Origin of the sequence: Corynebacterium sp. HMSC074C01 (assembly GCF_001814605.1) — a bacterium.
In the GTDB taxonomy this organism is placed as follows: domain Bacteria; phylum Actinomycetota; class Actinomycetes; order Mycobacteriales; family Mycobacteriaceae; genus Corynebacterium.
In genome coordinates this window covers 1-22,961 of sequence record NZ_KV817285.1, presented here as the reverse complement: position 1 = coordinate 22,961, position 22,961 = coordinate 1, and the positions used below count along the sequence as shown (strand labels likewise).

Here is a 22,961-nt window from a genome sequence, read left to right as displayed (position 1 = left end):
AGGGGTATGGACAAGGAAGAACGCCAACGCAGAATCATTTGGGCTGTTGACTCGGGGAGCAAAACGGTCAGCCAATTGCAAGAACTCACTGGGGCCTCCGCGGTTACCATCCGCCGAGATCTCACTGAGTTAGAAGAAGCTGGGGCCCTCACGCGCTTTCACGGCGGCGCTCGCCCCGCTGTGCGACGAGGCGCACGCTATCCCCTAGAGGTTCGCCGAAAAGAGGACCCCGCTGGAAAACGCGCTATTGCTGCCGAGGCAACACGACTAGTCGAGCCCGGCTCCTGTGTTCTCATTGACTCGGGCACGACACCCACGGCCGTCGCCCGAAATCTCGCCGGCATGGACATCACGGCCCTAGCAATGTCCCTGTACGCGGGCGCGGCCTTAGCCAAAACACCCGGCTCCGACGTCATAATTCCCGGCGGAACCGTCAATAGCGATGATCTTGCGGTGTACGGAGCAGAAGCTGTGGACACAGTGATGTCCATGCGCTTCGACCTAGCAATCGTGGGTATCTGCGCGTGTACTCCGTCGGTAGGTCTCATGTCCCCGAATCTCACCGAGGCCACCATTAAGCGGGCTTATTTCCAAGCAGCCAGGCGCATCATCGTTGTCACCACACCAGAGAAGTTCACCCGCATGTCGGCCCACCGAGTGGCCGACTTTGACCAAGTTGACACGTTCATCACAACAAATGACCTATCCCCAGAGATAGCTCAGGATGTAGTCGATTCCGGCGCCAACCTCATCATGGTGCCTGTGGAAGACTCCTAAAGCTGGAACTGCTCTACAACTTCAGTGCGGCGCTTGTGCTCCATCCAGAAGGAGAGGAACGGAACAACACCGGCGAGCGCCGTGGTAAAGAGCTTGCCTACCGGCCACATGGCACGCGGGCCGAGGACCAAGATGGACACGAGGTAGACCATGTAGGCCACGCCGTGCGCCTGGGCGATGAGCGTGGCCCACGACGGCATCTCCATGCCCACGCCGTACTGCAGGATCATGCGCGCGACAAGAATCAGAAGAAAAATACCGGTAATCGTGGCGGCAATGGAAAAGAACTTCAGCGGGCCACGGATACGCGCTTGACGGTCAGGATGGACAGCGTTGTTCACTGAGTTGCTCATAAATTCTCCTCTTCGGTGCCGCGACGGCGGCGCTGCTTGTTCATAGCGTTGAAGGTTTCCACATCAACCTGTGGACGGGGCGGTAGAAAATCTTCGTCGATCTTGGTGACGGCTTGCTCCTTGGCCGCGCGCACGTCCTCAGCCTCATATTGGGCTGGCTCTTCTCCCCGCTCGAGAGCTTCGTTCTCGGCATCGATACGCTCATTCTCGTAGCGCAGTGCGGTGCGATATGCGTAAACAACAAAAACCGCGAACAGCGGCCATTGGAAGGCGTATCCCAAGTTCTGAAAGGTTCCCGAACCGGAGCGGAACCGAGTCCACTGCCAATAAGCAAGGAATAAAAAGAGCACGACGAAGAGCACAATGAGGGCGATGTGCCACCATCGAACCTTCATCCGCTTTTTCGGTGCTGAGTTGGTGCTCACCCTGAACAGCCTACCCACCACGCCCAGAAAAGTGGATTTCCGTCTATGGCCTGCCGCCCTGTAGGCTAGTGAACGTTGCGCAGAGCCAAGAGTGCTCCGCAGCGACGAAACCCGCGCCCGTGGCGGAATTGGCAGACGCGCTAGATTTAGGTTCTAGTGTCTTATGACGTGTGAGTTCAAGTCTCACCGGGCGCACAATTTCAAACCCCGCGCGAGTTTTCCGTGCGGGCTTTTCTTTACCCCAGCCCTGCGCCCAAATGGTTTTAGTCATATGGTTCCCCTCATCGGGTTCCTCTGGGGGCAAAGAAACCAGCTGAAGCACCGCAGAAGGTTCGTTTGAGGGCAGGAGAACCATGTGAGTAGAACCAAGTGCGGAGGGACCAAAGTTAAGGGACCACCTGCGAGTCAGCTTCTGCGTTTCCCCAGGTGGTTTTCGCAGAATATGCGCAGATGGTCCTTCTAGTTTGGTCCCTCTCAACCAGCCCAGCTCGCGGATGCTGGGGCTAGCCGTCATGGCTCGGCGGATGCTTAGGCTTGGCCGGCGAGGGCCGCCAAAGGTTCGCGCAGCTGCGCCAGTGCGCGGCCGCGGTGCGAAACCGCATTCTTTTCCTCCGGGGACATCTCCGCGGCGGAGCGGGATTCGCCCTCGGGCTGGAAAAGCGGATCGTAGCCAAAGCCATTCTCGCCCTGCGGTGCGGTGAGCACGGCGCCGGGCCAACGGCCCTCCACCACATACTCCTGGCCATCCGGGGTCACCAGGGCGCAGACCGACACGAATGCCGCCGCGCGGCGCTCCGCGGGCACGTGGGACATCTGCCCCAGCAGCAACTGGTTGTTCGCTTCATCGTCGCCATGTCCGCCCGACCAGCGGGCCGAAAGCACGCCCGGCATGCCGTTGAGTTCTTCCACCGCGAGGCCGGAATCATCCGCAATCGTCGCTAGGCCGGTGTGCTTCACCCCGGCGCGCGCCTTGATCAACGCATTGTCGGCAAAGGTGCGACCGTCCTCCACGGGCTCCGGGTAAGCCTCCACCGCGGACAGGGGGAGCAACTCGATGCCCGCGATGCCGGCATCGGCGAGAATCTTTTCCAGTTCCTTGAGCTTCTTGGCATTATTCGAAGCGACGAGGAGCTTTACCATCCGAGGGCCGCCTTTTGAGCGTCGATAAGCTGGGCGCAGCCAGCCTGAGCCACATCCAACATGTCGTTGAGCTCCGCGCGGCCGAACAGACCGTGCTCGCCGGTGCCCTGAATCTCGACGAAGTCTCCGCCCTCCTGCATCACCACGTTGAGATCAACCTCCGCGCGGGAGTCCTCCTCATAGGGCAGATCGAGGCACACGTGGCCATCGATGATGCCGACGGAAACAGCAGCGATGGGATCCAGCAGCGGCTCGCCCGGGACGACACCTTCCTCCTTGAGGTAGGCAATCGCATCAGCCAGCGCCACATACGCGCCGGTGATCGACGCCGTGCGGGTACCGCCGTCTGCCTGCAGCACGTCGCAATCCAGCTGGATGGTGTTCTCCCCCAGCTCAGACAGGTCCACCGCTGCGCGCAGGCTGCGGCCCACCAGACGTGAAATCTCGTGGGTGCGGCCCTTGACCTTGCCCTTCATCGACTCGCGAGGCATGCGATCGTGGGTGGCCGAAGGCAACATCGCGTACTCAGCGGTCAACCAGCCCTCGCCGGAGTCCTTCTTGAAGCGCGGCACTCCGAATTCCACGGAAGCCGTACACATGACTCGGGTGTTGCCGAACTCCACCAAGACCGACCCGGCCGGGTTGGTGGTGAAGTTGCGGGTAATGCGAACGCTACGGAGTTGGTCGAGCGCGCGACCATCAGCACGAGTGAAATCAGTCATGCCCACTACCCTACCGCGCGTATTAGAACTCGAGCTCCATCCCGGCAGCGCCGACGACGATCTCTCCGTCGAACTCGCGAGCAGCTGCTGCGTAGGTGGCGGCGGCATCGCCCCACGGCTGGAGGTGAACGAGCACCAGCTTCTTCACACCCGCTTCACGCGCCAGGCGTCCGGCTTCTGCTCCCGACATATGCATGTCTGGGGCTTTATCCTCCGAGGTCTCGCCCCATGCAGCCTCACAAAGGAAAGCATCCACACCCTGGGCAGCCTCAACGAGCGCGGGTGTATAGGCCGAATCCGCGGAATAGCACAAGGTTGCTCCGGTTTTGGAGTGCTCGACGCGCAAGGCATACGTCTCTACCGGGTGCACGGTTCGGAAAGGCGTGATGTAGACATCGTCGACAAGCTGGCGTTCCCGATCCACCCAGGGGCTGAACGCAAATGTATCGCTCATGTCATCCACCCCGTCCGGGGCATCCGAGGACAACCGGCCCAGGTGGGTCTCAGTCGTCGACGGCCCGAGGCAGAAATTACGGGACGCCGCGGGTGCTGTGGGGTGGAAGCGACGCCACACCATCAAAGACGGAAAGTCCAAGCAGTGATCGGCGTGGAGATGAGTTAATGCCACGTGGGCATCGCAAGGATCCTGGAGTTCCTGCAGGCGTGCAAGCGTACCCGGGCCCAAGTCCATGATGATGGACGGAGCAGAGGGAAAAGACAAGAGATAGCCAGAGGCCGGATTACCCACGGTGGGCACCGAGCCGGAACAGCCTAGGATGGTCAGCTTCATGCGTTCAATAGTTCCACGAAACAACGGGGGATGCGGGATTTGCGTCGATTGTACATCTTCACCAGCACTAAATCTTGGGTCCCAAGAAGCGCGTGGCCAAGAGCTCGAATGCCGCGTGGTCACCCGTGCACTCGAAACTGCGGGTGGGCACCTGCCCCGCTGGGGCGAGCATGTCCGTAGTGGTGAGGATGCGCAAGACATCCTTCGTAGTCTCCTCCGCCGAGGACACTAAAGTGACGTTGTCTCCAATAGCGAGCTGGATGACACCGGTGAGCAGCGGATAGTGCGTGCAGCCAAGAACGAGCGTATCGACGCCCGCCGATTGCAACGGCGAGAGGTAGCCCTCAGCCACACCCAGGATTTGGCGCCCAGCGGTAATGCCGCGCTCGACAAAGTTCACGAAATCAGGACAGGCCACCGCCTCGCATTCGACATTCGGGTTGACGGCAAAAAGATCTTGGTACGCGCCTGAATTAATGGTGCCCTCCGTGCCGATGACGCCAATCTTGCCGTTGCGGGTGGTGGCGATGGCGCGGCGTACGGCCGGGCGAATCACCTCGACGACCGGAATGTCATAGCGTTCCCGGGCATCGTGCAAGAAGGCGGCCGTAGCGGTATTGCAGGCAATCACCAACATTTTGCAGCCGCGCTCCACGAGCTCATCGGCAATCGCGGTGGATAGCTCACGTACTTGGGCGATGGGCCGCGGGCCATAGGGCGCGTGGGCGGTATCGCCGATGTAGATGATGGATTCGTCGGGAAGCTGCTCGATGATGGTACGCGCGACGGTCAGGCCGCCCACGCCCGAATCAAAAATCCCAATGGGAGATGTTGCACCAGGCATTAGCGCACTACTCCCCGGGGCTCAGACTTTACCTTCTTAATCGGGTCATCCGAGGTAATCACCATTCCCGCGACAATGCCGCCAATAGCGCCGAACAGGTGCCCCTGCCAGCTGACGCCCTCATAGATCGGCAGCACACCCCAAATGAGACCGGAATAGGCAAACCCCAGCCCCACGCCAACGAGGAACTGGCCCAACGAGCGGTTAAAGATTCCCCGCACGATGAGGTAGGCCAACCAGCCATACACCATTCCTGAGGCACCAATGTGCGATGTTCCCGGACCTCCCAATAGCCACGTGCCTATGCCCGCAATGAGCACCACGATGACGGTGACCTCCCACCAGGCTTTGCGCCCCGAAAGACCGATGAGGAAGCAAAAGACCGCACCGGGCAGCGAGTTACCGATGAGATGCTCAAAGTTTGCGTGGAGAAGCGGCGCGGTGAAAATCCCCCAAATGCCGTTGAAATCCAGAGGGTGAATTCCGTACTGGCCCAGCTCGCTTCCAAAGAACAGGAAGTTAATGATGTGGATGATCCACTCTACGGCCAGGAAGCCCACCGTTAAAGACGCAGCCGTTTTCAGTCGGCCGGTCCGAGTGTAATTCTTCGAATCCCCCGTGTTGAGAACAGGCTTCTGCCCCGCGCCGGGACTTGCCGGGCGGGGCTGAAAGGGGTTGGGCTCATGCGAATGCTGCTGGCCAAAGGGTCCACTCGTCGTCATAATGTCTCCAACTTTAGCAAGCGCGCAGTGCGGACCACCTCTCTATTCCCAGCCTGCGCTTCTGCTAGTCCATGATGACGTTGAGCAGCGAATCTTGGCAGAAGGCCAGCCATTCCACAAGCGTATCGCGGTCTGCCCCGGGCGCATCTTGCGGCACGTCCCCGGCGGCGATGAAGAGGCGCAGGTCATTGAGACCGGCGAGGAAGGCATGCGCCTCCTCCTCGCTGATTGCCACCTCGACCCCGCCGGTAGGCCCGAGCGCGGTATTAATTACCTGGAGGTTTTCTAGCTTGGCGCGCGCGATGTCATTCTCGTGCAGCGAGCGCATCAGCGAGTTATCGCCGTCGAATTCCTCATCCCCCTCCTTTTTGAAATCCGGAAAGAGGCGGGCCAGCGATGGATCCTCCGGTGCTTCGGTGTGGCCGGTGGGCATATCAAGCATGTCCGCCAGCTCGTCCTTGGGCGCTGATTGCGCGCGCGCAATGATGGCCTCGGAGACCGTCGCGGTGAGATCACCTAAAACCTCGCGCTCCATGGGTTCGAAAACAGTCGTGTATTTCGCACCACGCATGAAGGACTTCTTTTTCTTCCAAGCCTGCATACTCTTATCCTGCCTGCTGCATCGTGGCCCACAAGCCGGCGACCTGTAGTTTCTTCACGTCGGCTTCGACCTTGTCGCGCTCGCCTGAGGAGACTGCCGCCTTACCTTCGGTATGGACTTGCATCATTAGCTCATTAGCCCGCTTCTTGTCATAGCCCAAAACGGTCTGGAACACGTAGGAAACGTAGCTCATTAGGTTAACTGGGTCATCCCAGACAATGCACATCCACGGCAGGTTTTCGCTCGTTGCGACGTCGACCTCAATCGCCTCATCCAGCTCCGGGGTGGCCATGGGCGAACTCATCACCACGCCCACGGACGTTTCGTTGTGCGCTTTCATGTCCTCTACCCTAGCCAAATTTTTTCCTGTAGCGAGCGGTTATACTGTCATCAACTTTTGACCTGATTGTCGTTTCCAGGTGACACCGATGAATTCTTTCACCCTTCCCCCAGCAGTTACTGACATTCTCGCGGGACGCCAACCGTCAAGAGAGGATCTTATCCCCCTCCTGCAGCGCATCCTCACCGTGCTTGTCCTCGGCGGCACGCTCGTCACTGCCGTGATCAGTCTGACCACCCCGTCCGAGGACGGCAGCTCGCAGGAGCCAGACACTCCCGCACCTGAAAAGTGCGATTACGAGCTTCCCGACGTCCCCGTCCAACGCCAGCTCACCACCATCCAAGAGGAACTTATGGAGGGGCTCAACAAGTGGCGCAAGGAAGACGGCCAGGCCCCGCTGGTGCCGTGGATCGAACGCCAAACCGCTGCCCGCGAAAAGGCGGAGTGCAACGCGGTGACGCACAAGGAAGAGCACACGGAAGAAAATGTGCAGATGGTCCAGCACCACCTACCTGTGGACAAGGCTAGCGGCTATGAATTTATGGAAGACATCCGTAGATCACCCGACAGTGTGGCCGCTTTGCGCGACCCCCGGATGACTACTGCCGCGGTAGGCACGGCCTATAGCGACGGTAAGGTCTACGTTGTCATTCAGCTTGAGGAATAGAAGAGCTGATTTTTCGGTACTGCCTGAGTAGCATCTTCGATGTGACTACTATCTCAGACAATGCCCAGGGTTCTGGGTTCGAACCTAGCGATCGTTCCACGGCTCTCCTTACCGATAAATATGAGCTGACCATGCTGCAAGCAGCACTACGCGATGGCTCTGCACACCGCCAGGTGGCCTGCGAGGTGTTCGCCCGCCGCCTCCCCAACGAGCGGCGCTATGGTGTCGTTGCCGGCACCGAGCGCGTCTTGCGCGCCGTACGGGATTTCCGCTTCACCGCCCAGCAGCTGGCAGAGATGGACTTCTTGGATGCAGAAACCAAGGAATACCTGGCCAATTACCGTTTCTCTGGACACATCGATGGCTACCGCGAAGGCGAGCTCTACTTCCCCAACTCGCCACTGTTGACCGTGCGCGGAACCTTTGGCGAATGCCTGATCCTGGAAACCGTAATCCTGTCCATCATGAATTCCGATTCCGCCGTGGCCTCTGCGGCCTCCCGAATGGTGGTGGCTGCGGATGGCCGCCCCATCATCGAGATGGGCTCGCGCCGCACCCACGAATACGCTGCCGTGACCGCCGCCCGCGCCGCCTACCTGGCAGGTTTCCAGGCCACCTCCAACCTGGAGGCTGGCTACCGTTACGACATCCCAGTCTCTGGCACCGCGGCGCATGCATGGACGCTGGCGCATGTCAACGAGGACGGCACCCCGAACGAAGAGGCAGCTTTCCGCAGCCAGATCGAGACCCTTGGCGTGGACACCACCCTGCTCGTGGATACCTATGACATCACCAAGGGCGTAGAAACCGCCGTGCGCGTAGCCGGCCCCGAGCTGGGCGGTGTGCGCATCGACTCCGGCGACTTGGCCGCGGTCACCCGCCGCGTGCGCAAGCAGCTCGATGACTTGGGCAATCACAACACCAAGATCGTGGTGTCCTCCGACCTCGACGAGTTCGCCATCGCCGGCCTGCGCGGCGATCCCGTCGACGTCTACGGCGTGGGCACCTCGGTAGTCACCGGCTCTGGCGCCCCGACGGCCAGCATGGTGTACAAGGTCGTCGAGGTCGACGGCCACCGAGTAGCCAAGCGCTCCTCCTCGAAGAAGTCGCAGGGTGGGGCGAAGCGTTCCTTGCGCGCCTACCGTTCCTCCGGAGTGGCCGTCGAGGAGCTCGTACTCCCCTTCTCCGCCGAGGACCCGGACACAGGCACGCTGCGTACACGTGAGATGACGGTGCCGCTCATGCGCGACGGAGAGATCGTAGGAAACCTTCCTACCCTCCACGAATCCCGTGAATACCTAGCCCAGGCCATCACTACCTTGCCGTGGGAAGGCCTGGCACTTACCCGCGACGAGCCTGCGGTCCCGACCCGCTTCATCGGCTTCGACTCTTAAGAAGCCTGGCGGAGGCGACCGACTACACTGCCTGACATGCACGACTCAACGGTTGACCTTCTCGACGCCGCCGTTTCCGCCCTCGGTGGCTCGCGGCGTGCCGGCCAAGTGCGCATGGCGGAGGCTGTGACCACCGCCTTGGAAAAGGAACGCCACCTCGCCGTGCAGGCGGGAACTGGTACGGGCAAGTCCTTGGCTTACCTGGTTCCTGCCTTCCGCCACGCCCAAGGCACTGGCCACACCGTGATCGTCTCCACCGCCACCCTGGCATTGCAGCGCCAGCTCGTGGAACGAGACCTGCCGCGCCTCGCCGAAGCCCTCGAGCCGCACCTGGAGAAGAAGCCGACCTTCGCCATCATGAAGGGGCGCTCCAACTATGTCTGCCTCAACAAGGTCTCCCGTGCCGCCGAGTTGGAGGACGAAGATGCCCTGCTTGATGAGGACTCCATCTCTCACCTTGGCCGCCATGTCCAACGGGTCTATGAATGGGCGGAGGACACCGAGACTGGTGACCGCGAGGACTTAGAACCAGGAGTGCCCGATCTCGCGTGGCGGCAGGTTTCTGTCACCTCCAACGAATGTCTCGGCGCTACGCGCTGTCCGCACGGCGAGGACTGCTTCGCGGAGCTCGCGCGGCGTCGCGCAGCGGACGTCGATATCGTCGTCACCAACCACGCGCTGCTCGCCATCGATGCGGTGGCAGACATCAACATCCTGCCTGAGCACGATGTCGTCATTATCGATGAGGCCCACGAATTGGACGGACGCATCACCTCGGTCTCGACCGCCGAAATCACCGGTCGTGCGCTGAAGATGGCGGCCAACCGTGCCAAAGCTCTCGGAGCCAACGGCAAGGACCAACGCCTCACCGAGCAGGCCAACGAGTTGAGCCAACTGCTCGGGGAATTCACACCGGGCCGCTGGACAGACCTCCCTGAGGAAGCCAAACAACAACTCATGAGCCTCGCGGACACGCTGGCCGACTGCCGCGAGACTATCGCCCGCGCCCCCGAAGGCGAACAGGCCCAAGACCCGGAAAAATCTGCCGAGCGCCAAAACCTGTCCAATCACCTCAGCGGTCTCGTCGAAGCCATCGCCCGCATCCTCGACGTTTTCGCCACTGGTGACCCCGCCGCGCACGCCGACGTGGTGTGGCTGGAGCGCGATGAGCGCACGCTGAACGACACCCTCGCCGTGGCCCCGCTCTCCATCGCCGGCATGCTGCACGAAAAGCTCTTCGGCGAACAGACCGTGGTGCTGACCTCCGCCACACTGGCCTTGGGCGGTCGCTTCGACGCCATGGCCGCGCAATGGGGCCTGCCCAAAGGTTCATGGGACAGCCTCGATGTGGGATATCCTTTCGATCCTGCTCGCAGCGGCATCTTGTATACCGCCTCGCATCTACCGCAGCCGGGCCGCGACGGTCTCAGCCCGGAGACGCTCAAGGAGATCCGCGAGCTCATTATGGCTGCGGGCGGGCGTACTCTCGGGCTCTTCTCCTCGCGCCGGGCCGCGCAACAGGCAGCTGAGGAACTCAAGCCCACCCTCCCCTTCGATATCTTCCTCCAGGGCGAGGACTCCATTGGCGCGCTCGTGGATAAGTTCACAAAGAACGAGAACTCCTGTCTCTTCGGCACACTCACCCTCTGGCAGGGCGTCGACGTACCGGGACCTGCCTGTTCCCTCGTCCTCATCGACCGCATTCCTTTCCCCCGCCCGGATAACCCCCTCATGCAAGCCCGCACCGAAGCCGCGAAAGCAGCTGGCCGCAACGGCTTCATGGAAGTCTCCGCGACACACGCAGCGCTGCTTATGGCCCAGGGCGCGGGCCGCCTGCTGCGTTCCGCCAACGACCGCGGGGTCGTCGCGGTCCTCGATAGCCGCTTGGAAACCAAGCGCTATGGCTCCTACCTACGCGCCTCGATGCCGCAGATGTGGCCCACGAGCGACCCTGAGGTTGTACGCGGCGCTCTCAAGCGCCTGGTTGAGGCCCGCTAGGGGCGGCGCAGCGCGCACACCGTGGCTGAGTCCGGGGCGACCTCGGTGAAGCCGGCGTCGCGCACCCCCACCGCTCCCGGACGCGCACAAGCCACGGCAAACTCCTCATGGGGAATTTCGCGCACGGACAGCGCAAAGTCCTGTGCTGCCCAGTCTTCTACTTCCTCGGCGCTCATCGCCGCGGCCAACAGCATCGAACCGTGCCCTACTTGTGCTGCGGCCTTTCCCGCGCTCATCGCGAGGGACGCGTCGATGTAGATCACGGGGGCGTCGCCAAGCGCGGGCTCCTGCTCATCTTTCGGGAGGTCGGTATGGCCAATCTGCAGCTTGGCCACGAGCGGGTGCACATCCTGTACCGCTGAGGGGAGGAAAACACGCGCGCGGTTCTCCACGGTGACGCCCGGCAGGGCCTGGACATCACGCCAGGCCTTGTTGCGCGCCCGCCGCGCCACCTTACGAATGCGGTGCCCATACCACTGCCCCAAGGCCTCAGCGAAGGCTCCATCCTGTCCAGCCCGATCGTCGAGGCAGAGCTTGACGACGCCCCTCGCCGCCGCCTCGAGCACCTCTGTGCGGGTGGGCGGATCCTGCTTGGGTAGGTTGAGCGCAATCTGCATCGCCTGAATGGTCTCAGGCTTGTCGGGGTCCTCAGGATCATCCCGCCAGCTGCGCTCGCTACACGCTACCGTGAGGCGGCGATGGGCCTCACGGAGGTTATTCACTGGCAACTTCCTCCATTGGGATGCCCAGGATCTGCAGGATTTCATCCATATACGGGTGGTTGACGGAGGTATCCGCGACCTCACGCAGAACAGGCTTGGCGTTGAAGGCGATGCCCAAGCCGGCGGCGGAAATCATGTCGATATCGTTGGCACCGTCACCGACCGCAACGGTCTGCAGCATGCTCAGACCCGAATCCGCGGCGAACTCGTGCAAAAACATTTCCTTGGCCTTGCGGTCCACCACGTCCCCGATGACTCGGCCGGTGAGCTTACCGTCCTCAATTTCGAGGGTGTTGGCGCGCACGTAGTCGAGGTCGAGCTCCTGAGCTAGGTCTTCGAGTACCTGGATGAAGCCGCCTGAGACCACTGCCACGCGGTAGCCCATGCGCTTGAGCGTGCGAATGGTGGTGCGCACGCCCGGAGTCAGACGAATATCGGCGGCAGTTTCCTTGATGACTGACTCCGGCAATCCTGCCAAAGTGGCCACGCGCTCGCGAAGAGACTCCTCGAAATCCAGCTCACCGCGCATAGCGCGCTCCGTCACCGCGGCAACCTCTGCCTCCTTGCCGGCGTGGGCGGCCAACATCTCGATGACCTCTCCTGTGATAAGGGTGGAATCGCAGTCAAAGCAAATGAGGCGCTTTGAGCGGCGTTGCAGGCCGGAGCGTTCGATGGCGATGTCCACGCCTTGCTCCGTAGCGAGGCGGGCCAGCATGGCGCGGACTGGGTCGGAAGCGCCCTCAATGGTGATGTAGAGCTCGAGACCGTTGAGCGGGTAGGTAGAAAGCCCGCGGATGCGGTCGATGTTGACGTTGAGGTTGGCCAATTCTTTGGCAATCGCCGACATGTGGCTGGCGTTGAGCTGGCGCCCCAGCACCACGACGACGTGCGTGGAGCGCGGCCGTGAGGTTTCCTCTTCTTCCCGAAGGTCCACGTTGATGGATTGGGCATAGATGCTCAATGTGTTCCGCAGGCCCTGCTCAAGCGCTTCAAGACGGGAAGCCTGCACCCGGATATACGCGGAAAGAGAGATGCGGCCGGAAAAGATAGCCTGTTCGGCGTCGACGAGCTCGACGTTGTGGGAGCTCAGGACTCGGAAGAAAGCGGCAGACACGCCTGGTTTGTCGGGACCTGAGGCGGTGACAACGGCAAAGACTTGTTCACTTTGATTATCCACGGGCCTCATTATCGCACACCGCGATCTCGGAATCTCCACCAACGGCAAACGCCGCCTCCCCATCGCTGTGATGGGGAGGCGGCGTTATCAGGAGTACTCAGCTAGTGAGTGCTTAGTGGCCGACGTGCGCTTCTTCGCGCATGCGCTTAACCATGTGCGGGTAGTGCAGCTCGAAGGCCGGACGCTCAGAGCGGATGCGCGGCAGGGATACGAAGTTGTGGCGCGGCGGCGGGCAGGAGGTAGCCCACTCGAGGGAGTTGCCGTAGCCCCACGGATCGTCCACGGTGACGATCTCGCCGTAGCGCCAGGACTTGAAGACGTTCCAGACCAGCGGGATAACCGAGGCACCCAGGACGAAGGAGAAGATGGTGGAAATCTGGTTGAAGACCGTGAAGCCATCAGACTCCAGGTAGTCGGCGTAACGACGCGGCATACCCATGTTGCCCACCCAGTGCTGGATAAGGAAGGTGCCGTGGAAGCCGATGAAGGTCAGCCAGAAGTGAATCTTGCCCAGGCGCTCATCGAGCATACGGCCGGTCATCTTCGGGAACCAGAAGTACAGGCCAGCGAAGGCGGAGAAGACCACAGTACCGAAGAGGGTGTAGTGGAAGTGAGCAATCAGGAAGTAGGACTCAGCAAGGTGGAAGTCAAGTGCCGGGGAGGCCAGCATAATACCGGTCATACCACCGAAGAGGAAGGTTGCCAGGAAGCCCATGGCGAAGATCATCGGGGTATCCCAGGTGATGTGGCCCTTCCACATGGTGCCGACCCAGTTGAAGAACTTCACGCCGGTCGGAACCGCAATGAGGAAGGTCATGAAGGAGAAGAACGGCAGCAGAATGGCACCGGTCACGAACATGTGGTGAGCCCACACGGCCATGGACAGCGCACCGATTGCCAGCAGAGCGAAGACCAGACCGATGTAGCCGAAGACCGGCTTGCGGGCGAAGACCGGCACAACCTCAGAGATGATGCCGAAGAACGGCAGTGCGAGGACGTAAACCTCCGGGTGGCCGAAGAACCAGAAGAGGTGCTGCCACAGGATGGCACCGCCGTTGGCGGAGTCATAGATGTGGCCGCCCAGCTTGCGGTCATACAGAACACCCAGGGCTGCTGCAGTCAGCAGCGGGAAAATCATCAAGACGATGACAGATGCGGTAAATACAGCCCAGGTGAAGACCGGCAGACGGAACATGGTCATGCCCGGCGCACGCAGGGTGAGAACCGTGGTGATCATGTTGATGGCGGAAGCAATGGTACCGACACCGGTAGCACCCACACCGACAATCCACATGTCAGCGCCGATGCCCGGGGTGTGGACCGAATCAGCCAGCGGCATGTACATGGTCCAGCCGAAGTCAGCAGCACCGCCCGGGGTCAAGAAGCCCGCGAGCATCACGATGCCGCCGGTCAGGGTAATCCAGAAACCGAAAGCGTTCAGACGCGGGAAGGCCACATCCGGTGCGCCAATCTGCAGGGGCAGAACATAGTTACCGAATGCCCACACCACAGGTGTCGCAAATAGCAGCAGCATGACAGTGCCGTGCATGGTGAACAGCTGGTTGAACTGCTCGTTGGACAGGAACTGCAGTCCCGGGGTGAAAAGCTCAGCACGAAGAAGCAGAGCCATGAAGCCACCGAGGAAGAAGAAGCTGAAGGACATGATCATGTACATGATGCCCAGCTGCTTGTGGTCGGTGGTGGTTAGCAACGTCCAAGCCTTGGAACCGGTCTTTGCGTTACCAGTCGGCTCCGGACGTGTAGGCGCGACATAGTCGTCGAGCCGTGGCGCCACAGCGGTCATAAAATCCTCCTGAAGAACAAGCGTTTAACCACATCGGCATCACGCGTTTTCACGCGACACACACTCAGCGATCAAACACCTAGGTTTACTCGCATTATATTAGGCCACCTCAGGGCCAAATTTCCAGCGCTCTGTCATTTTCCGCCACCCTTGCTAGCCCCGTTTGGAGCGGATAACCCCTTGTACGCGGCCGCCCCGCCACACCAGGCTTTAACATACGGTGATCTAGAACACAGGTAGGCGGGCCCGACGGTCTCCAAAACCCGAAAACGCACCCCCTGAAAGAATCAAACTTTCGATTGATCCCCTCGTGGGGTGCGGTTAGGCGACAGAGAGAACTTAGAAATCCCAGTCGTCGTCAGTGGTCTCCTCAGCCTTGCCAATCACATAGGAAGAGCCGGAACCAGAGAAGAAGTCATGGTTCTCATCCGCGTTCGGAGACAGCGAGGAGAGGATCGCCGGGGACACGCGGGTTTCATCAGCCGGGAAGAGCCCCTCGAAGCCCAGGTTGTTCAGCGCCTTGTTGGCGTTGTAGCGCAGGAAGCGCTTCACATCCTCGGTCCAGCCCAACTCGTCGTAGAGGTCTTCGGTGTAGTCAATTTCGTTTTCATAGAGATCGTAGAGCAGGTCGAAGGCATAGCCCTTCATCTCTTCTTGCTCCGACTCTGAAAGCTTCTTGTAGCCCTGCTGGAACTTGTAGCCGATGTAGTAGCCATGGACAGCCTCATCGCGAATAATCAGGCGGATGATATCGGCCGTGTTCGTCAGCTTTGCGCGGGACGAGAAGTGCATCGGCAGGAAGAATCCAGAGTAGAAGAGGAAGGATTCTAGAAGAGTGGAGGCGACCTTCTTCTTCAGCGGGTTATCACCCTGGTAGTAGGACATGACGATCTTAGCCTTGCGCTGGAGGTTTTCATTTTCCTCGGACCAGCGGAAAGCGTCGTTGATCATGGGCGTCGACGCCAGCGTCATGAAGATATTGGAGTAGGACTTCGCGTGGACGGACTCCATGAAGGCGATGTTGGTGTACACGGCCTCCTCGTGGGGCGTAACGGCGTCGGGAAGCAGCGAAACTGCACCCACGGTGCCTTGAATGGTATCGAGCAGAGTAAGACCAGCGAAGACACGCATCGTGGTCTCCTGCTCTTTCTCCGTCAGCGTCTTCCAGCTCGGAATGTCGTTGGACACCGGCACCTTCTCTGGGAGCCAGAAGTTACCGGTCAGGCGATCCCACACCTCAAGGTCTTTCTCATCTGGAATGGTATTCCAGTTAATTGCCTTCACCGGAGCCTCGTGGCTAGCGATGTAATCGTCGTACTCGTGAGACACGCACGTCACCTCGTCTTGCTAGTAATTTTGGGGGTTCGGTGCCATCGTACCCTCTAAAACTAGGGGCCAAAATTCCAGCGTGTTTTATACTTAAGCCCTGTTCTCATGACCCCGAGTTTCGATGGAATGACTGACTCCTCCGCCCCCCTCCTCAGCACCGTGCTCGACGCTTTGGGCACGGACATCGTCAGCGGCACGCTGGCAGCCGGTGATCGATTTACACTCACTGATCTCTGCGCGCGCTTCGGTATTTCCCGAACCGTAGCCCGCGAAGCCATGCGCGCGCTCGAGCACCTAGGGATGGTCTCCTCGTCGCGCCGAGTAGGTATTACAGTGCTCCCCATCAGTGAATGGGCGGTCTACGATCCCGCAATCATTTCTTGGCGTTTAGGTTCCGAGAAATCGCGCGATAGTCAGCGCACCTCTCTTAATGATCTACGCCTCGCCATCGAGCCTGTCGCCGCGGGCTTAGCCGCGCAGCACGCTTCCCCAGAAGATAAGGAAGAGATCCTGGAGCTGGCCCACCGCCTCCAAGTCACGCCCACGCGGCGCGTGGGCGAGCACCTCGCCACAGATCTACGCTTTCACGCCATGGTCCTCCACGCCTCGGGCAATGAGATGTTCTCGGCACTGAGCCCCTATCTGCTCTCCATGGTGCGCGGGCGCTCCCTCTATGGTTCCCGCAAACGCAACCCGACGGCCGGCACCGCACAGCTCCACCTCGATCTAGCGGAGGCAATCCACCGCGGTGACTCCCCCGAGGCAGAAAAAATCGCACGCGCCATTCTCATTGAGGCGCGTGCGAATAAAGACTAGAGCATGCAGGAAACGCAGCCCTCAATCTCAGTTCCCTCCAGAGCCATCTGGCGCAGGCGGATGTAGTAGAGGGTCTTAATGCCCTTGCGCCAAGCGTAAATCTGGGCGCGGTTGATATCGCGGGTAGTGGCGGTGTCCTTGAAGAACAGCGTCAACGACAGACCTTGGTCAACGTACTTCGTGGCTTCGGCGTAGGTATCGATGATCTTCTCGTAGCCGATCTCGTAGGAGTCCTTGAAGTACTCCAGGTTGTCGTTGTCCATGTGCGGCGCCGGGTAGTAGACGCGGCCGATCTTGCCTTCCTTACGAATCTCGATCTTGGAGGCAATCGGGTGGATCGAAGAGGTCGAGTTATTGATGTAGGAAATCGATCCGGTCGGAGGCACCGCCTGCAGGTTGCGGTTGTAAATGCCGTGCTTGGCGACGTCCGCCTTCAGCTGCGCCCACTCCTCTGCCGACGGGGTGTGGATCGAGGACTTGGCGAAGAGCTCCTTAACTTTCTCCGTACGGGGAGCAAAATCAGCCGGATCATAGCGGTCGAAGAACTCGCCACTAGCGTAGTCAGACTCGGGAAACTCGCTGAAGTACTCGCCGCGTTCGCGGGCCAGCTTGTTGGATGCGCGCAGCGCAGCGTACATGATGGCGGCGAAGTAGGCGTTGGTGAAGTCCAAGCCTTCCTCGGAGCCATATTCAATGTGCTCGCGGCCGAGGTAGCCGTGCAGGTTCATCTGGCCCAGACCGATGGCATGGGAATCATCGTTGCCCTTGCGCACGGAAGGAACAGAGTTGATGGCGGTCTTATCCGACACCGCGGTCAAACCACGGATAGCAGTCTCCACCGTCAGCGCGAAGTCCGGGGAATCCATGGTGGCGGCGATGTTCAAGGAACCAAGGTTGCAAGAAATATCGCTGCCCAAGGTCTTGTAGGTGAGGTCCTCGTTGAGCTCCGACGGGGAGTTGACTTGCAGAATCTCCGAGCAGAGGTTCGACATGTTGATGCGCCCAGTCTTGACTGGGTTGGCGCGGTTCACGGTGTCCTCGAACATGATGTAGGGGTAACCGGATTCGAACTGCAGCTCCGCGACGGTCTGGAAGAAGTGGCGAGCGTTGATCTTCTTCTTGCGGATACGCGGATCCTCAACCATCTCTTCGTAGTGCTCAGTAACGGAGATATCACCGAAAGCCTTGCCGTAGACGCGCTCGACGTCGTACGGGCTGAACAGGTACATGTCATCGTTCCGCTTCGCCAGCTCGAAGGTGATATCTGGGATCACGATGCCAAGCGAAAGAGTCTTAATGCGGATCTTCTCATCCGCATTTTCGCGCTTGGTGTCGAGGAAGTTCATGATGTCCGGGTGGTGCGCGTTGAGGTAAACCGCACCAGCACCCTGACGGGCACCCAGCTGGTTCGCGTAGGAGAAGGAATCCTCCAACAGCTTCATCACGGGGATGACGCCGGAAGACTGGTTCTCAATGTGCTTGATGGGCGCGCCAGATTCACGAATGTTGGACAGCAACAGCGCCACGCCGCCGCCGCGCTTGGACAGCTGCAGAGCGGAGTTAATGGAGCGACCAATCGACTCCATGTTGTCCTCAATACGCAGCAGGAAGCAGGACACCAGCTCGCCACGCTGAGCCTTGCCGGCGTTGAGGAAGGTCGGGGTAGCCGGCTGGAAGCGGCCGGTCATGATTTCATCCACGAGGTGCTCAGCCACCTTAGTGTCACCATCGGCCAAGAAGAGTGCGGTCATGGACACGCGGTCTTCGAAGCGCTCGAGGTAGCGGCGGCCGTCGAAAGTCTTCAGCGTGTACGAGGTGTAGTACTTGTAAGCACCCAGGAAGGTCTTAAAACGAAACTTGAAGGCGTAGGCGCGCTTGAACAGGGACTTGATGAAATCAAAGTCGTACTGCTCGAGCAGTTCCGGCTCGTAGTATTTGTTGTCCACCAGGTAGCGCATCTTTTCTTCCAGATCATGGAAGTAGACGGTGTTCTGGTTGACGTGCTGGAGGAAGAATTGGTTCGCGGCCTCACGGTCCTTGTCGAACTGAATCTTGCCGTTCTCGTCATACAGGTTCAGGAGTGCGTTGAGCGCATGGTAATCCAGCTGCTCCTCTGGCTTCACAGGTTCAGCGACGGTCTTACCCAATTGCGTGGTCACGACGTTCACGGGCCTTTCTTTGCTATGGCGAAATGGAGAGACAAAATAGTAGGAATGAGGCTTTAGGCGGCTAAACCTAAAGCGGCCGCGTTGGCCAAAAGGCCTTCACGGCAAATTGTGACATCTTCCTCGGTTCCGAGAAGTTCGAAGCGGTACACATAAGGAACCTTACACTTGGCGGCGATGACGTCGCCGGCCTTGCCAAAGTCACTGCCGAAGTTGCTGTTGCCTCCAGCTACGACAGCGCGGATGAAGCTGCGGTTGTGTTCGTCATTCAGGAAACGAATGACCTGCTTGGGAACAGGCCGGGTGTTCTGCCCGCTCATTGATGCCCCTCCCCCATACGTCGGACAAATCAAGACGTAAGGTTCATTCACGGTGAGAGGCTCATCGCTGAGACGCAGCGGGATGCGGGCGCTGGGTAGGCCGAGCTTCTCGACGAAGCGGTGGGTGTTTTCCGTAGCGGAAGAGAAATACACGACCAACATTGCTGTTCCCTAGGCGCTCGCCGCCATAACGGAGAGTGCCTTGATGCGGTCAGGACGGAATCCGGACCAGTGCTCACCGTGAGCTTCAACGACCGGCGCTTGGACGTAGCCCAGAGCCATGACGTAGTCACGGGCATCATCATCCAAGGTGATATCCACCGTTTCGTATTCGAGACCGGCACGGTCAAGAGCTTTCTTGGTGGCGTTGCACTGGACGCAAGCGGGCTTGGTGTAGAGGGTGATGCTCATGTGACGTTCCTTCAGCTTCCTTCGGCACTACACGCGGAGTGACTGTTGAATTCGATACCAGCGGGGCGCTTAGTAGCCCTGCATTAAAGCTTTGAACAGCGGTGCAGACCCGCCGCTCAAGCAACATCAACGACACTATACTTTGTGCCCGCACCCCGCAACTAACACTATATATAGTAGTTACAAGGGTGATATTCCCAGGATGTAACCCGCCCCGACCCCACATGTTGACACCCCATCACTTCACCCATTGCCACGGCGGTAACTACACGAGTGATATTCCCTGCTCGTTCACCGAAGATTCACCTAGTTTGTGACAAACACCACTCGATCCCCAGTTTTCGCCTCCCACACACCGGCACGAAAGGCCCCTTAAGCTCACAGGGGCAGTTTCAGCCGGGGGAAGCGCAAAAGGAAACCGCCCCCTTCAGCAAGCAACGAGCGTACTGAAGGGGGCGGCATGAGTCCGTACGACTTAGCCCTGACGAGCCTTGAAGCGCGGATCCTTCTTGTTGATCACGAAGACCTTACCGTGGCGGCGAATAACCTGGGCGCCCGGCTTCTTCTTCAGCGACCGAAGCGACTTGCGAACCTTCATCGGGCGCTCCTTTCGTTATGCGCAATCTAGATGCGATTGATTAGTTCAAAGCACAGCCGGGCAGACACCCAGCAATGACACGAGGAAAAATGTTACCCCACGCGCGCGTCATAACCAAAACACTCAGCTTTCGGAGTAGCGGGAGCGAAGCTGTTCGGCAACATCCTCGAGGCTCTTCCCCGTCGTTTCCGGAACGAGGGCGCGGGTATACCCCACCGCGACGAGGCCCAAGACCGCAAAGATTACGAAGGCCAGCGAGCCGCCGAGCCACTCGACCACCGGCAAGAAGAACTGCGCCACCGCCCAGTTACTCACCCACAGCGCCAGCCCGGCGATTCCCATGCCCAAGCCGCGAACTTCGGATGGCACGATTTCTGACATCAGCAGCCACGTGGCCGGGGAGACCGCCGCCTGCTGGAAGGCAATGAACGCCGCCATGCATGTTAGCGCCAGCATAGCCAGCGGCGTGGAATCATAAGCGAAGTGATAAGCCACAGCTAGAACCACGAGCGAAACAACGTTGCCGCATAAGCCTGCTAGCAACAGCCGGCGGCGCCCCAGTCGGTCAATCACGCGCATGCCCACGAGGCACGCTACGACGGATACCGCACCGATCACCATCGACGTATACACCGAGTTGGTAGTGGAGATACCCACCTGGTTCATCATCGTGGGCGCGAAGTACACAATGGCGTTCACACCCGTAATCTGCTGAGTCACCCCCATGAGCATGGCAAGCGCAATGGCCGAGCGCATCCAGCGGTGGCGTCGCAAAGCTCGCCATTCACCCGTGCTCCGCCGCGCGCTATGCTCCAACTCCGCTCCCCGCGCGCCTACCCGAGCGCTGACTGCGGCAGCTTCGCTCGTTCGGCCTTGTGCCGCGAGCCACGCCGGGGTATCAGGGAGGAAGACCATGCCGAGCGCCAGCGCCGCGCCCGGGACCGCGGCCAGCCCGAGCATCCAATGCCAGCTGCCGCTTGCAGCCAGCAGCGAGTTCACCCCGTACGCGAGCAGCTGCCCGACGACGATCATGAGCGTGTTAAGGGAGACCATCCGGCCCCGCACAGCCGCCGGGGTGATCTCAGAGATGTACATCGGAGAGACGATGGACACCGCGCCCACCGCCACACCAAGGAATGTGCGGGCGGTAGCAAGGTCCGCGGCCGAGTTTGCGAGCGCACACCACACGGAACCAGCCACGAAGATGAGTCCGCCGGCGATGAGGGTTCGGCGTCGCCCGATTACGCTCGCCACACGCCCAGCCGCCAGCGCACCGACTGCCGCGCCAACCAACAGCATCGAGGTGACGAGCCCTTCCTCATGGGCAGACATACCGAATTCCGGCCCCACGAAGAGGAGGGCCCCAGACATCACTCCGGTGTCATATCCAAAGAGCAAGCCGCCCAGGGCGGCTATGCCTGCGACCATCATGACGTACGTATCTTTGTTCACGGGTTCCTATTGTCGCAGGCGGCTACCATGGTCGTCATGTCACATGAATCCTCAGACCTCCAGCACGACATCATCAAGGCCCTTGGCGTAAAGCCCCGTATCGATCCAGCAGAAGAGGTTGAGCGCCGCGTCGCTTTTTTGGTGGACTACCTCCGCACCACCGGCGCGAAGGGCTTTGTCCTGGGCATCTCTGGTGGTCAGGACTCCACCCTGGCCGGACGCTTGGCGCAGCTGGCGGTGGCCCGCGTCGACGGGGCGCATTTCTGGGCCGTGCGCCTTCCCCACGGAGTGCAGGCCGACGAGGATGACGCACAGATCGCTCTCGACTTCATCGAGCCTGACTACTCCCTCACCGTCAACATTGCCGAGGCCACCGCAGCTCTCGACGGCGTCGTTGCCAACGCCTTGCAACAGGACTCCCTGGGGGACTTCAATCGAGGCAACCTCAAGGCTCGCCTGCGCATGTCTGCGCAATACGCGCTGGCCGGCGAGGTCGGGGCCTTGGTCATCGGTACAGACCACGCCGCCGAAAACGTCACCGCCTTCTTTACCAAGTGGGGAGATGGTGCTGCCGACGTCTTGCCCCTCGCCGGGCTTAACAAGCGTCAAGGCGCTCAACTCCTCGAGTACCTCGGGGCTCCTGAATCCACGTGGAAGAAGGTCCCCACTGCCGACCTTGAGGATGACCGCCCCTTGCTTTCCGACGAAGAAGCGCTCGGCGTCACCTACGCCCACATCGATGACTACCTCGAGGGCAAGGCAGTGCCTGACGACGCCCGCGAGCGCATCGAAACCCTCTGGCGTCGCGGCGCCCACAAGCGCACCATGCCGCTGGGCCCTACCAGAGCCTAAGGTTCCAAGCCCCTCCTCGTGGGGCTTTCCCGTTCCGTTTCCGCACCCAGCAATTGCGCCTGAGGCCAGCATTTCCCCGCACGCCAGTGGCATTCTTTCCCCGGCGGTCAGCTCCCCCAGAACGCGAATCTGTCCACCCCAACACCTGTAGCGCATACAGCCCCGCGCCCGTGATTGACTCTTCACCCACATCTGAGCTGGGTGTTTATTCTTCCGGTTGCGGGGTTGCGGGAGCTGTTTTAGTCTCTGTGCCCATGGGGGATATTGAAACCTACATCCACCTACGCAACTCGGGGATTGCGCTGGTGGAACACATACCCAGCACACCCGACGAACTCCGCGCGCTCGGAGCTTCTGCCTCCGATGCTGCCGAGCTTGCCGGCCTGCACCAGGTGTACTTCGGGCCGACCCGCTTTAGCGGCAAACAACGCAAAGCCCGCGCCGCCGCTCTTCAACAACGCCACAGCCTCGGTCCCTCACACTGATTGAAACCTACACATCCAAAGTCAAAAAGACCCTGGATGCCTGGAACCTCCGCGCAA

At 60.2% G+C, this 22,961-nt stretch carries 25 protein-coding genes and 1 tRNA gene; 8 read left to right on the top strand and 18 right to left on the bottom strand.

The genetic code is table 11. The features are described from left to right. The first annotated feature begins 6 nt into the window (after positions 1 to 6). Entirely contained in the window at positions 7 to 777 is a 771-nt protein-coding gene (locus HMPREF2978_RS08355; protein ID WP_070525305.1) for a DeoR/GlpR family DNA-binding transcription regulator, read from the top strand. Here the strand turns inward: HMPREF2978_RS08355 and HMPREF2978_RS08350 are convergent. Together HMPREF2978_RS08350 and HMPREF2978_RS08345 are read right to left on the bottom strand one after the other, a co-directional pair. Then, the gene (locus HMPREF2978_RS08350; protein ID WP_010191247.1) at positions 774 to 1,130 is read right to left on the bottom strand and encodes a DUF3817 domain-containing protein; all 357 of its coding nucleotides are present in this window, start codon (positions 1,128 to 1,130) and stop codon (positions 774 to 776) included. The two genes, HMPREF2978_RS08355 and HMPREF2978_RS08350, sit on opposite strands and share 4 nt — an antisense overlap. Next, positions 1,127 to 1,525, bottom strand: coding sequence for a hypothetical protein (locus HMPREF2978_RS08345; protein WP_010191248.1), 399 nt, complete (start codon positions 1,523 to 1,525; stop codon positions 1,127 to 1,129). The genes HMPREF2978_RS08350 and HMPREF2978_RS08345 overlap by 4 nt, the downstream gene beginning before the upstream one ends. A 143-nt stretch (positions 1,526 to 1,668) precedes the next feature. Here HMPREF2978_RS08345 and HMPREF2978_RS08340 point away from each other — a divergent pair. After that, positions 1,669 to 1,750, top strand: a tRNA-Leu gene (locus HMPREF2978_RS08340). A 333-nt stretch (positions 1,751 to 2,083) separates the two neighbouring features. On the opposite strand, the gene rdgB is transcribed toward HMPREF2978_RS08340, so the two are convergent. From rdgB to clpS, 7 genes are all read right to left on the bottom strand, one after another. After that, positions 2,084 to 2,695 (bottom strand): RdgB/HAM1 family non-canonical purine NTP pyrophosphatase, encoded by a 612-nt coding sequence (gene rdgB, locus HMPREF2978_RS08335; protein ID WP_070744980.1) that lies wholly within the window; start codon positions 2,693 to 2,695, stop codon positions 2,084 to 2,086. Next, on the bottom strand, positions 2,689 to 3,417 hold the full coding sequence (gene rph / locus HMPREF2978_RS08330; RefSeq protein WP_070525301.1) for a ribonuclease PH: 729 nt from the start codon (positions 3,415 to 3,417) through the stop codon (positions 2,689 to 2,691). The genes rdgB and rph overlap by 7 nt, the downstream gene beginning before the upstream one ends. A gap of 22 nt (positions 3,418 to 3,439) precedes the next feature. Further along, positions 3,440 to 4,207 carry an MBL fold metallo-hydrolase gene (locus tag HMPREF2978_RS08325; RefSeq protein ID WP_070525297.1) on the bottom strand — a complete coding sequence of 256 codons (768 nt, stop codon included), beginning with the start codon at positions 4,205 to 4,207 and terminating at the stop codon, positions 3,440 to 3,442. Between the two features lie 67 nt (positions 4,208 to 4,274). Beyond that, positions 4,275 to 5,051 carry a glutamate racemase gene (gene murI, locus HMPREF2978_RS08320; protein ID WP_070744978.1) on the bottom strand — a complete coding sequence of 259 codons (777 nt, stop codon included), beginning with the start codon at positions 5,049 to 5,051 and terminating at the stop codon, positions 4,275 to 4,277. Continuing rightward, positions 5,051 to 5,773 (bottom strand): rhomboid family intramembrane serine protease, encoded by a 723-nt coding sequence (locus HMPREF2978_RS08315; RefSeq protein ID WP_246818746.1) that lies wholly within the window; start codon positions 5,771 to 5,773, stop codon positions 5,051 to 5,053. The genes murI and HMPREF2978_RS08315 overlap by 1 nt, the downstream gene beginning before the upstream one ends. Before the next feature lie 64 nt (positions 5,774 to 5,837). After that, positions 5,838 to 6,374 carry a DUF2017 domain-containing protein gene (locus tag HMPREF2978_RS08310; RefSeq protein WP_070744974.1) on the bottom strand — a complete coding sequence of 179 codons (537 nt, stop codon included), beginning with the start codon at positions 6,372 to 6,374 and terminating at the stop codon, positions 5,838 to 5,840. A gap of 4 nt (positions 6,375 to 6,378) precedes the next feature. Further along, positions 6,379 to 6,714: an ATP-dependent Clp protease adapter ClpS gene (clpS, locus tag HMPREF2978_RS08305; RefSeq protein ID WP_083316518.1), complete on the bottom strand. Its 336-nt coding sequence runs from the start codon at positions 6,712 to 6,714 to the stop codon at positions 6,379 to 6,381. 88 nt (positions 6,715 to 6,802) lie between these two features. On the opposite strand from clpS, the gene HMPREF2978_RS08300 reads away from it, so the two are divergent. The 3 genes from HMPREF2978_RS08300 to HMPREF2978_RS08290 are packed head-to-tail and all read left to right on the top strand — an operon-like array spanning position 6,803 to position 10,773. Beyond that, positions 6,803 to 7,381, top strand: coding sequence for a hypothetical protein (locus tag HMPREF2978_RS08300; RefSeq protein WP_246818745.1), 579 nt, complete (start codon positions 6,803 to 6,805; stop codon positions 7,379 to 7,381). Between the two features lie 41 nt (positions 7,382 to 7,422). Continuing rightward, positions 7,423 to 8,775, top strand: coding sequence for a nicotinate phosphoribosyltransferase (locus HMPREF2978_RS08295; protein WP_070525290.1), 1,353 nt, complete (start codon positions 7,423 to 7,425; stop codon positions 8,773 to 8,775). Positions 8,776 to 8,811: 36 nt separating this feature from the next. After that, positions 8,812 to 10,773: an ATP-dependent DNA helicase gene (locus HMPREF2978_RS08290; RefSeq protein WP_070525289.1), complete on the top strand. Its 1,962-nt coding sequence runs from the start codon at positions 8,812 to 8,814 to the stop codon at positions 10,771 to 10,773. On the opposite strand, the gene HMPREF2978_RS08285 is transcribed toward HMPREF2978_RS08290, so the two are convergent. The 4 genes from HMPREF2978_RS08285 to nrdF form a co-directional block, all read right to left on the bottom strand. Beyond that, positions 10,770 to 11,495: a peptidyl-tRNA hydrolase gene (locus HMPREF2978_RS08285; RefSeq protein WP_070744972.1), complete on the bottom strand. Its 726-nt coding sequence runs from the start codon at positions 11,493 to 11,495 to the stop codon at positions 10,770 to 10,772. The genes HMPREF2978_RS08290 and HMPREF2978_RS08285 overlap by 4 nt on opposite strands. Further along, entirely contained in the window at positions 11,488 to 12,681 is a 1,194-nt protein-coding gene (serB, locus tag HMPREF2978_RS08280) for a phosphoserine phosphatase SerB (protein ID WP_070744970.1), read from the bottom strand. The genes HMPREF2978_RS08285 and serB overlap by 8 nt, the downstream gene beginning before the upstream one ends. A 103-nt stretch (positions 12,682 to 12,784) precedes the next feature. After that, positions 12,785 to 14,476: an aa3-type cytochrome oxidase subunit I gene (gene ctaD / locus HMPREF2978_RS08275; protein WP_070744968.1), complete on the bottom strand. Its 1,692-nt coding sequence runs from the start codon at positions 14,474 to 14,476 to the stop codon at positions 12,785 to 12,787. A 339-nt stretch (positions 14,477 to 14,815) separates the two neighbouring features. Next, entirely contained in the window at positions 14,816 to 15,805 is a 990-nt protein-coding gene (nrdF, locus tag HMPREF2978_RS08270) for a class 1b ribonucleoside-diphosphate reductase subunit beta (protein ID WP_070744966.1), read from the bottom strand. A 105-nt stretch (positions 15,806 to 15,910) separates the two neighbouring features. Here nrdF and HMPREF2978_RS08265 point away from each other — a divergent pair, with 105 nt between their 5' ends. Continuing rightward, positions 15,911 to 16,621, top strand: a complete 711-nt coding sequence (locus HMPREF2978_RS08265) for a FadR/GntR family transcriptional regulator (RefSeq protein ID WP_070744964.1) — start codon at positions 15,911 to 15,913, stop codon at positions 16,619 to 16,621. Here the strand turns inward: HMPREF2978_RS08265 and nrdE are convergent. The 5 genes from nrdE to HMPREF2978_RS08240 form a co-directional block, all read right to left on the bottom strand. After that, a complete protein-coding gene (gene nrdE / locus HMPREF2978_RS08260; RefSeq protein ID WP_070525409.1) occupies positions 16,618 to 18,780 on the bottom strand; it encodes a class 1b ribonucleoside-diphosphate reductase subunit alpha in 2,163 nt (720 codons plus the stop codon). The two genes, HMPREF2978_RS08265 and nrdE, sit on opposite strands and share 4 nt — an antisense overlap. Positions 18,781 to 18,842: 62 nt before the next feature. Then, complete coding sequence (gene nrdI, locus HMPREF2978_RS08255; protein ID WP_070525283.1) at positions 18,843 to 19,268, bottom strand: class Ib ribonucleoside-diphosphate reductase assembly flavoprotein NrdI; 426 nt, start codon at positions 19,266 to 19,268, stop codon at positions 18,843 to 18,845. 9 nt (positions 19,269 to 19,277) lie between these two features. After that, entirely contained in the window at positions 19,278 to 19,517 is a 240-nt protein-coding gene (gene nrdH / locus HMPREF2978_RS08250) for a glutaredoxin-like protein NrdH (RefSeq protein ID WP_070744962.1), read from the bottom strand. A 475-nt stretch (positions 19,518 to 19,992) separates the two neighbouring features. Next, positions 19,993 to 20,115: a type B 50S ribosomal protein L36 gene (gene ykgO / locus HMPREF2978_RS08245; RefSeq protein WP_003847162.1), complete on the bottom strand. Its 123-nt coding sequence runs from the start codon at positions 20,113 to 20,115 to the stop codon at positions 19,993 to 19,995. A gap of 123 nt (positions 20,116 to 20,238) precedes the next feature. Then, entirely contained in the window at positions 20,239 to 21,567 is a 1,329-nt protein-coding gene (locus HMPREF2978_RS08240; RefSeq protein ID WP_070525282.1) for a sugar porter family MFS transporter, read from the bottom strand. 27 nt (positions 21,568 to 21,594) lie between these two features. Between HMPREF2978_RS08240 and nadE the strand changes: the two genes are divergently transcribed. Beyond that, complete coding sequence (gene nadE / locus HMPREF2978_RS08235; protein WP_070525281.1) at positions 21,595 to 22,419, top strand: ammonia-dependent NAD(+) synthetase; 825 nt, start codon at positions 21,595 to 21,597, stop codon at positions 22,417 to 22,419. Positions 22,420 to 22,673: 254 nt separating this feature from the next. Beyond that, positions 22,674 to 22,904 (top strand): hypothetical protein, encoded by a 231-nt coding sequence (locus HMPREF2978_RS08230; RefSeq protein WP_070744960.1) that lies wholly within the window; start codon positions 22,674 to 22,676, stop codon positions 22,902 to 22,904. Positions 22,905 to 22,961: the final 57 nt, after the last annotated feature.

Excerpts from the sequence above, each read along its gene's own strand:
- rph (WP_070525301.1), bottom strand. The coding sequence starts at position 3,417 with ATGACTGATTTCACTCGTGCTGATGGTCGCGCGCTCGACCAACTCCGT.
- murI (WP_070744978.1), bottom strand. The coding sequence starts at position 5,051 with ATGCCTGGTGCAACATCTCCCATTGGGATTTTTGATTCGGGCGTGGGC.
- HMPREF2978_RS08300 (WP_246818745.1), top strand. The coding sequence starts at position 6,803 with ATGAATTCTTTCACCCTTCCCCCAGCAGTTACTGACATTCTCGCGGGA.
- clpS (WP_083316518.1), bottom strand. The coding sequence starts at position 6,714 with ATGAAAGCGCACAACGAAACGTCCGTGGGCGTGGTGATGAGTTCGCCC.
- HMPREF2978_RS08350 (WP_010191247.1), bottom strand. The coding sequence starts at position 1,130 with ATGAGCAACTCAGTGAACAACGCTGTCCATCCTGACCGTCAAGCGCGT.
- ykgO (WP_003847162.1), bottom strand. The coding sequence starts at position 20,115 with ATGAAGGTTCGCAAGTCGCTTCGGTCGCTGAAGAAGAAGCCGGGCGCC.
- HMPREF2978_RS08315 (WP_246818746.1), bottom strand. The coding sequence starts at position 5,773 with ATGACGACGAGTGGACCCTTTGGCCAGCAGCATTCGCATGAGCCCAAC.
- HMPREF2978_RS08230 (WP_070744960.1), top strand. The coding sequence starts at position 22,674 with ATGGGGGATATTGAAACCTACATCCACCTACGCAACTCGGGGATTGCG.
- HMPREF2978_RS08310 (WP_070744974.1), bottom strand. The coding sequence starts at position 6,374 with ATGCAGGCTTGGAAGAAAAAGAAGTCCTTCATGCGTGGTGCGAAATAC.
- HMPREF2978_RS08345 (WP_010191248.1), bottom strand. The coding sequence starts at position 1,525 with ATGAAGGTTCGATGGTGGCACATCGCCCTCATTGTGCTCTTCGTCGTG.
- nrdH (WP_070744962.1), bottom strand. The coding sequence starts at position 19,517 with ATGAGCATCACCCTCTACACCAAGCCCGCTTGCGTCCAGTGCAACGCC.
- serB (WP_070744970.1), bottom strand. The coding sequence starts at position 12,681 with ATGAGGCCCGTGGATAATCAAAGTGAACAAGTCTTTGCCGTTGTCACC.
- HMPREF2978_RS08325 (WP_070525297.1), bottom strand. The coding sequence starts at position 4,207 with ATGAAGCTGACCATCCTAGGCTGTTCCGGCTCGGTGCCCACCGTGGGT.
- rdgB (WP_070744980.1), bottom strand. The coding sequence starts at position 2,695 with ATGGTAAAGCTCCTCGTCGCTTCGAATAATGCCAAGAAGCTCAAGGAA.
- HMPREF2978_RS08265 (WP_070744964.1), top strand. The coding sequence starts at position 15,911 with ATGACCCCGAGTTTCGATGGAATGACTGACTCCTCCGCCCCCCTCCTC.
- HMPREF2978_RS08290 (WP_070525289.1), top strand. The coding sequence starts at position 8,812 with ATGCACGACTCAACGGTTGACCTTCTCGACGCCGCCGTTTCCGCCCTC.
- nadE (WP_070525281.1), top strand. The coding sequence starts at position 21,595 with ATGGTCGTCATGTCACATGAATCCTCAGACCTCCAGCACGACATCATC.
- nrdI (WP_070525283.1), bottom strand. The coding sequence starts at position 19,268 with ATGTTGGTCGTGTATTTCTCTTCCGCTACGGAAAACACCCACCGCTTC.
- HMPREF2978_RS08355 (WP_070525305.1), top strand. The coding sequence starts at position 7 with ATGGACAAGGAAGAACGCCAACGCAGAATCATTTGGGCTGTTGACTCG.
- ctaD (WP_070744968.1), bottom strand. The coding sequence starts at position 14,476 with ATGACCGCTGTGGCGCCACGGCTCGACGACTATGTCGCGCCTACACGT.